Below are 8,753 nucleotides of genomic sequence, written 5' to 3'. Positions count from 1 at the left end.
GCCCCGTCGTGCGGGTAGACCCGCAGGACGCCGAAGGACGCGACCAGCGGCACCCACGCGGCCAGGAACACGGTGGCCGAGGCGTCCCTCAGGTAGTTAGCCGACGGCGAGCCGTCGAACGGCTCGGGCCGTTTGCTGTTGTCCTGCATGAACAGCCGCCACATGTTGCAGACCACCACGGTGACGCCGAAGCCGGCCAGTGCGCCCGCGGCGTGGAACGGCCAGGTCAACCAGACGGTGAGCTGGCCCCCGGCCAGCAGCGGGATGACGGGGATGACGTAGCCGGCTTCGCGCAAGCGCCGAACGACTTCGTGGGTGGCCACGACGATGGCCAGGGCGACGATGGGAACCCAGAAGCGCGGCGCGAACACGAGCGTCACGACCAGAACGCCGCCGATGCCGGCCCCCACCGCGATGGCGGCGCGCAGGTCGCGTCCGGCCCGAGATGTCTTCTTGGCCGGCTGCTGGATCGTTTCCTCGGCGGCGGGCGCCGGATTGTCGGGCGGGTCGCCTGCGCCGGGTTCTGGAGTAGCCACTGGCGTGGATTAACTTAGCTGCTGAGCGGTCGTCAGACCTCCAGCAGTTCGCCTTCTTTGTGCTTGACCAGCTCTTCGATCTGGGTGACGTACTGGTGGGTGGTCTTGTCCAGGTCCTTTTCGGCCCGGCCGACGTCGTCCTCTCCGGCCTCGCCGTCCTTGCGGATGCGGTGCAGCTCCTCCATCGCCTTGCGGCGGATGTTGCGCACCGAGACCTTGGCGTCCTCCCCCTTGCCCTTGGCCTGTTTGACCAGCTCTCGGCGGCGTTCCTCGGTGAGCTGCGGCACTGCCACCCGGATCAGGGTGCCATCGTTGGTGGGGTTGACACCGAGGTCGGAGTTGCGAATCGCCGTCTCGATCGCGCCCACCTGGCTGGCTTCGTAGGGCTTGATGACGACGAGGCGCGCTTCGGGCACGTTGATGCTGGCCAGTTGCGTGATGGGTGTGGCAGCGCCGTAGTAGTCAATCACGATCCGCGAGAACATGCCCGGGTTGGCGCGCCCGGTCCGGATGGTCGACAAGTCGTCGCGGGCGACCGCGACAGCCTTTTCCATTTTCTCTTCCGCGTCGAAGAGAGCCTCGTCGATCATGTGCGCCGCTCCTCCTCATTGCTGCGCTGCGCATCCTCGCACGCGCAAGTCATCGCGTCTTCAGTTCAGGTGGTGACCAGAGTCCCGATCCTCTCACCAGCGACCGCTCGCGCGATATTGCCATTGGTCAGCAGGTTGAACACCAGGATCGGCATGCCATTGTCCATGCACAGGCTGAACGCGGTTGCATCGGCCACTCGCAGCCCGCGGTCGATGACCTCACGATGACTGATCGCGGCGATCAATTCGGCATCGGGATGCTGCCGCGGATCCGCGTCGAACACGCCGTCGACGGCCTTGGCCATCAGGACCACCTCGGCGCCGATCTCCAGGGCACGCTGGGCGGCCGTGGTGTCGGTGGAGAAGTACGGCAGTCCCATGCCGGCTCCGAAGATCACCACCCGCCCCTTCTCCAGGTGGCGTACCGCGCGCAGGGGTAGATAGGGCTCGGCGACCTGGCCCATGGTGATCGCGGTCTGGACCCGGGTGACAATGCCTTCCTGCTCCAGGAAGTCTTGCAGCGCCAGGCTATTCATGACGGTGCCCAACATGCCCATGTAGTCCGAACGGGTGCGTTCCATGCCGCGCTGCTGAAGCTGCGCACCCCGAAAGAAGTTGCCACCGCCAATAACGACGGCGACCTGGACACCGCCGCGAACCACCTCGGCGATCTGTCGCGCCACCCGCGCCACGACATCGGGATCCAGGCCGACCTGGCCGCCGCCGAACATCTCCCCGCCGAGCTTGAGCAACACCCGCGAATACCTGGCCCGGCTCAGCGGCTGGCCAGATGCCAGTCCAGTTTCCGGTGCTGACGTCGATACGCCGTTGCTGGGGGTTGCCGCCTCCGGTCTCGGAGCCGCCGAGCCGGCGACTTGGGGCTCCCTGGACTCCGTCATCAGACTCCTCGCATGAGAGTGCCATCCCGGGCGATCTCCATCCGGAACGGCATTTCACATCCTGCCTCATCGCAGCACAATGCGGCCTCGACGGGGTGCATTATGCGCACAGTTGGCGCGCCGGATTAATTTTCGAGTCTCCCGGTACCGGAATACCCCGGCACCTATGGGCTTTCTTCGGGCTCGCGTTTGAGCCACGGTTCGCGTGGGAATCCGGATCTACGCGGCAGAACGATGCGGTCTTAAGCAAAGAGGACCGGCCTCGCCGTATGGGCCGATCGCTCGCGATCGCCGTAGAGCATTGGATCGCTCACAGTACGCCAACGAGGAGGAAGCATTTTTATGGCCGAAGAAAACAAGTCGGGACCTGCCGAAGCTGTGAAAGGCGTCGTCGAGGACGTCAAAGGGAAGGCCAAGGAGGCCGTAGGCGCGGTGGCCGGTCGTGATGACCTCACCCGCGAGGGCCAGGCGCAGCAAGACAAGGCCGAAGCGCAGCGCGACGCGGCGAAGAAGGAAGCCGAAGCGGAAGCCGCGCGCGGCGGCGCCAAGGCGGCTGAGGAGCGCCAGAAAGACAACCAGTAGCACGTTGCAAACGATGGGCCTGGTCCGTGTAAACGGGCCGGGCCCATCGCTTTCTGAGCCGGACCGGCCAGTACTGACCTTGAGGTTGCATAGCTTTGCATAGTTTTCAGCTGGCGGGGGTACCCGCGCCTAGCGCTGTAAGACATCTCCGAGAGGTGCCTACGGACCGGGGGGGAAGCCAGGACGTCGAGAGGTTTGGAGATGCCGTTGGACGTGGTGGTGCTCACCGATGAGGACGACTTCGAATCGGCCCTACCTTTGTTGGCGACGTTTGCGCAGCCGATGCGCCGCACTACCCTGACGGACGACATCGACGGGCAGTGCGCCATGGCCGACATCGCAATCATTGATGCGCGCAGCAATATGGCGATGGCTCAGGTCGTCAGCCACCGACTGACGACCGACAACCCCGGTACCGCACTGGTGGCCCTGGTGGCACCGGCAGACGGTGCCACCGTCGGCGTCGACGGCAATTTCGATGACGTGATGCTGCCCGGAACCGGCGCCGAGGAGTTGCAGGCCCGGTTGCGCCTTGCGATCAGCCGCCGGCGCAGCGCGGTCGACGGCATCCTGAAGTTCGGCGACCTTTTGTTACATCCGGCCAGTTTCACCGCGTCGCTGGACAGCAGCGACCTTGGTTTGACGCTCACCGAGTTCAAATTGCTGAATTTCCTTGTGCAGCATGCTGGTCAGGCGTTCACCCGAACCCGGCTGATGCAAGAGGCGTGGGGCCCCGACAGCACTGGCAAGGTGCGAACCGTCGACGTGCACATTCGGCGACTGCGCGCCAAGCTGGGCACCCGGCACCAGTTCATGGTCGACACGGTCCGGGGAGTCGGCTACCGGGCGGCAACGCCACCGCAACCGGAATGGCTCGTCGCCGACTCGAGGCTGACTCCGATCTGGACCTCGGCCACCACGCCCGCGCGCGTGCTGAGCACCCCGGACGCATCAGAGCCCTAGCGCACCGCTTTCGTCGGCTATCAACCAAACAACGGGAATGCACGCTTGCGCGCGAGCGCATCCATTCCTTCCTGGATGGCGTCTTGCACCTCGCGGTATTTGCGGTCGACGTACTGGTCGTCATCCGCCCGCGCGGGATCGTGGTCAAGTTGCACGGCGGGCATGAACCGGGTTCTGATCTTGGCCGGCAAGGGCAGCTGCGGAAGCGCCGCCGGTGCGATCCCCCACGGCAACGAGACGGCCAACGGAAATACCTTGAGCCGCAAGATACGGTCCAGACGCAGGGTTTTCGACAGCCGGTCGCCACGGATCAGCACAGGCATCGCGTCGGCGCCGCCGACGGTCGAGATCGGCACGATCGGCACGCCGGCGCGAATCGCCATCTTGACGAAGCCGGTCCGTCCCGCCAGGTTGGCCTGATCGCGCTCGGTCCACGGGCGCAGCGAGTCCACTTCCCCACCGGGCCACAGCGCCACGTCACGCCCTTCCGCCAATGCGGTGGCGATCGCGTCGGGGGCGGCCGGCAGCACTCCCATCGACCGGAAGTACCGCCCGAACAAGGGAATGGCCATCAACGCATCGTGAGCGGTGCCGTGCAGGGCACGCTCCTGCCCGAACCGCCGCCACCATTGCAGGCCGACCGTCCACGCATCCCAGACGAAAGGGGCCCCGGAGTGAATCCCCACCAGAAGAGCCGGTGGCTTATCCGGAATGTTCTCCCAGCCGTCGATCTCCATCCGAAACCAGTAGTCCACCAGCACATTCCATAGATATTTCTGTCGCTGCAGTGCGGTTTCGTCCTGGCCCGAGAGGTCCCATCGCGCCGCACGCTCGGCAACCCAGCCGCTCAGCCCGCCGCTCTGTTTGCTGCGTCGTTCTTCCATTGCCGCGCGGGCTTCTTCGGCGTGCCGCTGCGCTTGCGCGCGTACCGGCGCCGGCCTGTGATCCGGGTTACTCATGTCCTGTCGAATACCCGATTCCGGCGCACACGATTCCTCCAGGTGCGAATCTCCCCGCGCCACTCGGCGTGGCGCGGGGAGAATTCACAAACCGGTTTAGGTCTGCGGCGCCGGCGCAGGCGGTGCACCCGGTGCCGGGCTGTTCGGCGCGCCAGGCGCCGAGCCACCCTGCATGTTCGACGTCCACATCAGGATGTCCTGCATCCCGTCGTTGTAGACGACGCCGTTCGGCGGCGCGCCGGTCACGTCGAAGTACAGCGTGCCGGTCGACTCATTGCCCTGGGCGATCGGTGCCGGGTTGAGCCCATTAGGAGCCCCAACCTTGTCGATCACCCGGTAGTTCTGGCCGTTGGGCCCGCGGGCGATGAAATCGTTGACCATCGGAGTCACCAGCCCGCCGTCCGACCTGGCGGTGACGTCGGCCTGGTACAGCGTGCCCTTAGGCGTGTAGCCGGGGATGGCGACGTTGCTGGGCTGCAGGTTGCTCACCGTGTAATTGGTGACCAGCGCCCCGTCGACGAGTTGCTCGCTGGTGCCGAACCCCTGAATATTGGGCGCAGCAGAAGCTGGCGTCGCGAAAATCGTTGCCACTGCTATTCCCCCGGCAGCGGCAGCTGTCGCAACGGCAGTCTTTGTAACCTTCATTGTCCATTTCCTTTCGTGTCGAACAATCGCCCTCCGAAAGGGCATAGAGGTATAACCAGCAAATAGCCAGCCGGTCGCCGCTTTAAACATCTGCACCCACAATGGCCGGTTAGCCGCGGAAATCGGGTTGCATTCTTGAGCAGCATCTTTCGCATCAGTGGATAACAACTGCACCATTACTCACAGCCGGCCACCGCGATTAGGTCGGGTGCTGACGGGTAATCGGAGCGCTAGGGCCTACCTTGCAATCGGCGTGTCAGGGCGGGCCAATCTGAGGCAGCCGCAAGGGGGCAGTCACGTGCAACGCGGAAACTCCAAGCACGGTTCGCGCGAGGACGACGCGGTCAAGGAAGAACTGGAAGGTACTGGTTCGCGGCAACAGGTCCAGTCGTAGCGAGGAATGGCGCGATCCCGAGCCACCGGCCGACGACGACCCGCATGTTCCGACGGCGGGCCCGGTGCCGCGCGAATCGTAAAGCGGTGGACCGGTAGAGCCGAAGGCTCGCCCGGCTCGTCCGGCTTGTGAATCGCAAATAATGACCGGAAAAGGAAATCGCATGGGCTTTGCGGCGCAACAACAATCCGTCCCCGGTGTACAGGCGCAGATGGACCCGATTCCTGATTGTGGTGAAAACAGTTACCAGGGCTCGGGAAAACTGCTGGGCAAAAAGGCGATCATTACGGGCGGCGACAGCGACATCGGCCGTGCGGTCGCGATCGCGTTCGCGCGAGAAGGCGCCGACGTGCTGATCGCTTACCTCAACGAGGATGACGACGCGCGCGAGGTCGCCCGTTACGTCACCAATGCCGGCCGCAAATGCGTACTGGTGCCCGGCGATCTTTCCGACGCCGCGCACTGCCGCGCCGTCGTAGACCGGGCGGTGCAGGAACTGGGCGGCGTGGACATCCTGGTCAACAACTCCGCCTATCAGATGATGCGCAAGAGTCTCGACGAGATCAGCGACGAGGAGTGGGAGTACACCTTCCGGCTCAACATCGGAGCGTATTTCTACCTCGCCAAGGCGGCCGTACCGCACATGAGCCCCGGCTCGTCGATTATCGGCAGCTCGTCGGTCAATTCCGATACGCCCCATCCCACCTTGGCGCCGTATGCGGCGACGAAGGCGGCTATCGCCAATTTTTCGGCCAGCCTAGCCCAGCTATTGGGCGACAAAGGAATTCGGGTCAACAGTGTCCCGGACCGATATGGACGCCTTATTCCGTCCACTATGCCGCCGGACAGCGTGGAATCTTTCGGCGACAACGTGCCGCTGGGACGCGCCGGTCAGCCCGCCGAACTCGCCCCGATCTACGTGCTGCTGGCCTCCGATGACGCGAGTTACATCTCTGGGGCGCGCGTGGCGGTGACTGGCGGACGACCGATTCTCTAGCGAAAACCGTTACAGCGCATCCAATTCGCCGGGCCGCTCACGAGCCCCGGTTCGCACCCAACTGGTCGACGATCGGGCTCCGGGCGGGGATGGCCTTCGCGCTTTCGGCCCGGCTTTGTATCCCGGCGCCTGAACCGCTCCGGCCGCGAGAATGTGGGTCCGGGGCTGTGAGTCGCGACTTCCGCGTTGGCAGCCGTTTCGCCGTGGTACGACACCCTTTCAGCGGCCCCGAACCCGGCGGTTGTGCTTCATGATCGCGTCAACCAACTCCGACTTGTTCATAGTGGACCGGCCGGCAATGTCGAGACGGCGGGCCAGGTGGAGCAGGTGCTTTTTGCTCGCGTTGGCATCGACGCCCTCGGCCGACTGCCCGGTTGGCCGCAGGCCACCGCTCTCGGCCCGCTCATCGGATGGGCCCTTCTCGTCCTTGGGCTCCCAGTGATCGCCGACCTTTTCAAAACTGTGCTTGACAGCGGCGTACGCCACCCGGTGGGCGCGCTCCTCGCTGCCGTACTCGTCGGCGGCCGCGTCATGGGTTTTCGCGAATGTACGTTGGGCCTTGGCGCTGGAACGTTGCAATGTGCTGGGCAATTCGCTCTTTTTGGCCGCGCCGCCTTTCGTCGTCTTCGGCATCGAACCTCCTCGTGTGCCACAAGCGCTGCGGGTAATCGGTCGGTTACCCCGTCGGGGCGGCAACAATCACGGTCTGGACAATGTGCGCGTCGGGCCGGTGGAAATATGTCAATATCGTTGACATGATGCAGGCCGACGATGCTCCGCTGGGTTACCTCCTCTATCGGGTAGGGGCGGTGCTGCGACCAGCGGTTGCCACCGCGTTGGGTCCGCTGGGCCTGACCCTGCCCGAATTCGTTTGCCTGCGCATACTTTCGATGTTCCCGGGAATGTCGAGCGCCGAGCTGTCCCGCCACACCAACGTCACTCCGCAGGCGATGAACACGGTGCTGCGCAAGCTGGAAGAGGTCGGCGCCGTGGCGCGGCCGTCGTCGGTGTCCTCGGGGCGGGCGCTCCCGGCGAATCTGACCGGCCAGGGGCGCGCCCTGCTCAAGCGCGCCGAAGGAGCGGTCCGTGGCGCCGACGCCCGCATCTTGGCCAGACTCACCGATACTCAGCAGCGTGAGTTCAAGAGAATGCTCGAGAAGCTCGGCTCGGACTAGCGGCGATCGCGAGCGCGGCCGCGGCGGGCGCGGCGAAGCCGGGCGAGGCGAAGCCGGGCGAGCGCGGCGAAGCCGGGCGAGGCGAAGCCGGGCGAGCGCGGCGAAGCCGGGCGAAGCGGGTCGCCGCCATCGGGCCAGCCGACCCAAGCGGGTCGCGCCATCAGGTCTGATCAGCCGGCGGCGTGGATGCGCGCCCACGGCTGCGCCTCTTCGAGCTCATAGGCCAACCCGAGCAGCAGCGATTCCTGCCCCATATCGGCCGACAGCATCATGCCCACCGGCATGCCGTGGGCGGACTGACCCAGCGGCAGCGAGATCGCGGGTTCGCCGGTGACGTTGTGCAGCGGGGTAAACGAGACCCAGTCGATCAGCCGGCTGATGACCTGCTGGTAATCGGTGGGGGCCAGGAATCCGATGCGGGGCGTCTCGTCGGCGAGGGTCGGTGTGAGTACTGCGTCGTAGGTACGGAAGAACTGTGCGGTGCGTCGGCGTGCCCGGCGCAGCCGCACGATCGCCATCGGGAGACGGTGAATGTTGCGGCTGGTGTGGCGAAGAAGACCCAGCGTCAGGCTGTCCAGCTTGCTGCGATCGAATGTCTCGCCGAACAGGTGCCGCCCCCCGCGTACCTGGGCCAGCGCCAAAAATCCCCAATACATCACGAAGTCGTCGGCGAAACTGACCGCGACCGGGGGCTCGTCGACATGTTCGACACGGTGGCCCAGTTCCTCGAGCAGGCCCGCGGACTTCAACGTCAGTTCCCGCATCTGCGGACTGCACTCGCGCTGTACCGAACGGGTCAGCACCGCGATCCGCAACCGCTGCCGGCCGGGCGCGGTGACGTCCCCGACCGGTGCCAGCTTAGGGTTACGCCAGATCCGCTCGGCCTCGCGGTAGAAGGCCGCGGTGTCACGGACCGAACGGGTTACTACGCCGTTGACGACGACACCGACCGGCATCCGGCGCAGCGTCGCGTCCAGAGGCAGCCGACCGCGCGACGGTTTGAGTCCGACCAA

The 8,753-nt window shown here is 65.3% G+C and carries 11 protein-coding genes; 4 read left to right on the top strand and 7 right to left on the bottom strand.

Annotated features, from left to right (window positions below):
- The 3 genes from VFW69_RS19990 to pyrH form a co-directional block, all read right to left on the bottom strand.
- The coding region (locus VFW69_RS19990; RefSeq protein ID WP_526503808.1) for a phosphatidate cytidylyltransferase at nucleotides 1-536 on the bottom strand (536 nt) is incomplete at its 3' end.
- 32 nt (nucleotides 537-568) lie between these two features.
- Nucleotides 569-1,126, bottom strand: a complete 558-nt coding sequence (frr, locus tag VFW69_RS19985) for a ribosome recycling factor (protein WP_526503806.1) — start codon at nucleotides 1,124-1,126, stop codon at nucleotides 569-571.
- 65 nt (nucleotides 1,127-1,191) lie between these two features.
- Nucleotides 1,192-2,025 (bottom strand): UMP kinase, encoded by an 834-nt coding sequence (gene pyrH / locus VFW69_RS19980; protein WP_526503804.1) that lies wholly within the window; start codon nucleotides 2,023-2,025, stop codon nucleotides 1,192-1,194.
- 342 nt (nucleotides 2,026-2,367) lie between these two features.
- On the opposite strand from pyrH, the gene mbp1 reads away from it, so the two are divergent.
- Nucleotides 2,368-2,607 (top strand): microaggregate-binding protein 1, encoded by a 240-nt coding sequence (gene mbp1 / locus VFW69_RS19975; protein ID WP_499999008.1) that lies wholly within the window; start codon nucleotides 2,368-2,370, stop codon nucleotides 2,605-2,607.
- A gap of 201 nt (nucleotides 2,608-2,808) precedes the next feature.
- Nucleotides 2,809-3,570, top strand: coding sequence for a winged helix-turn-helix domain-containing protein (locus VFW69_RS19970; RefSeq protein WP_526503801.1), 762 nt, complete (start codon nucleotides 2,809-2,811; stop codon nucleotides 3,568-3,570).
- Nucleotides 3,571-3,590: 20 nt separating this feature from the next.
- Here the strand turns inward: VFW69_RS19970 and VFW69_RS19965 are convergent, their stop codons facing one another.
- Entirely contained in the window at nucleotides 3,591-4,529 is a 939-nt protein-coding gene (locus VFW69_RS19965) for a lysophospholipid acyltransferase family protein (protein WP_526503799.1), read from the bottom strand.
- A gap of 96 nt (nucleotides 4,530-4,625) precedes the next feature.
- Nucleotides 4,626-5,174, bottom strand: coding sequence for a DUF1942 domain-containing protein (locus VFW69_RS19960; RefSeq protein ID WP_526503797.1), 549 nt, complete (start codon nucleotides 5,172-5,174; stop codon nucleotides 4,626-4,628).
- Between the two features lie 557 nt (nucleotides 5,175-5,731).
- Here VFW69_RS19960 and VFW69_RS19955 point away from each other — a divergent pair.
- Entirely contained in the window at nucleotides 5,732-6,565 is an 834-nt protein-coding gene (locus tag VFW69_RS19955) for an SDR family oxidoreductase (RefSeq protein WP_526503795.1), read from the top strand.
- A 219-nt stretch (nucleotides 6,566-6,784) separates the two neighbouring features.
- On the opposite strand, the gene VFW69_RS19950 is transcribed toward VFW69_RS19955, so the two are convergent.
- A complete protein-coding gene (locus VFW69_RS19950) occupies nucleotides 6,785-7,198 on the bottom strand; it encodes a ChaB family protein (protein WP_526503793.1) in 414 nt (137 codons plus the stop codon).
- 122 nt (nucleotides 7,199-7,320) lie between these two features.
- Between VFW69_RS19950 and VFW69_RS19945 the strand changes: the two genes are divergently transcribed.
- Nucleotides 7,321-7,740, top strand: a complete 420-nt coding sequence (locus tag VFW69_RS19945) for a MarR family winged helix-turn-helix transcriptional regulator (RefSeq protein WP_526503791.1) — start codon at nucleotides 7,321-7,323, stop codon at nucleotides 7,738-7,740.
- 170 nt (nucleotides 7,741-7,910) lie between these two features.
- Here VFW69_RS19945 and VFW69_RS19940 read toward each other — a convergent pair.
- A partial coding sequence (locus tag VFW69_RS19940; protein WP_526503789.1) for an amidase occupies nucleotides 7,911-8,753 on the bottom strand: 843 nt, incomplete at its 5' end.

Origin of the sequence: Mycobacterium sp., from assembly GCF_036273375.1 — a bacterium.
Lineage (GTDB): Bacteria > Actinomycetota > Actinomycetes > Mycobacteriales > Mycobacteriaceae > Mycobacterium.
The sequence above is the reverse complement of the archived record's forward strand: the minus strand, read 5'-3'. Positions and strand labels throughout refer to the sequence as shown.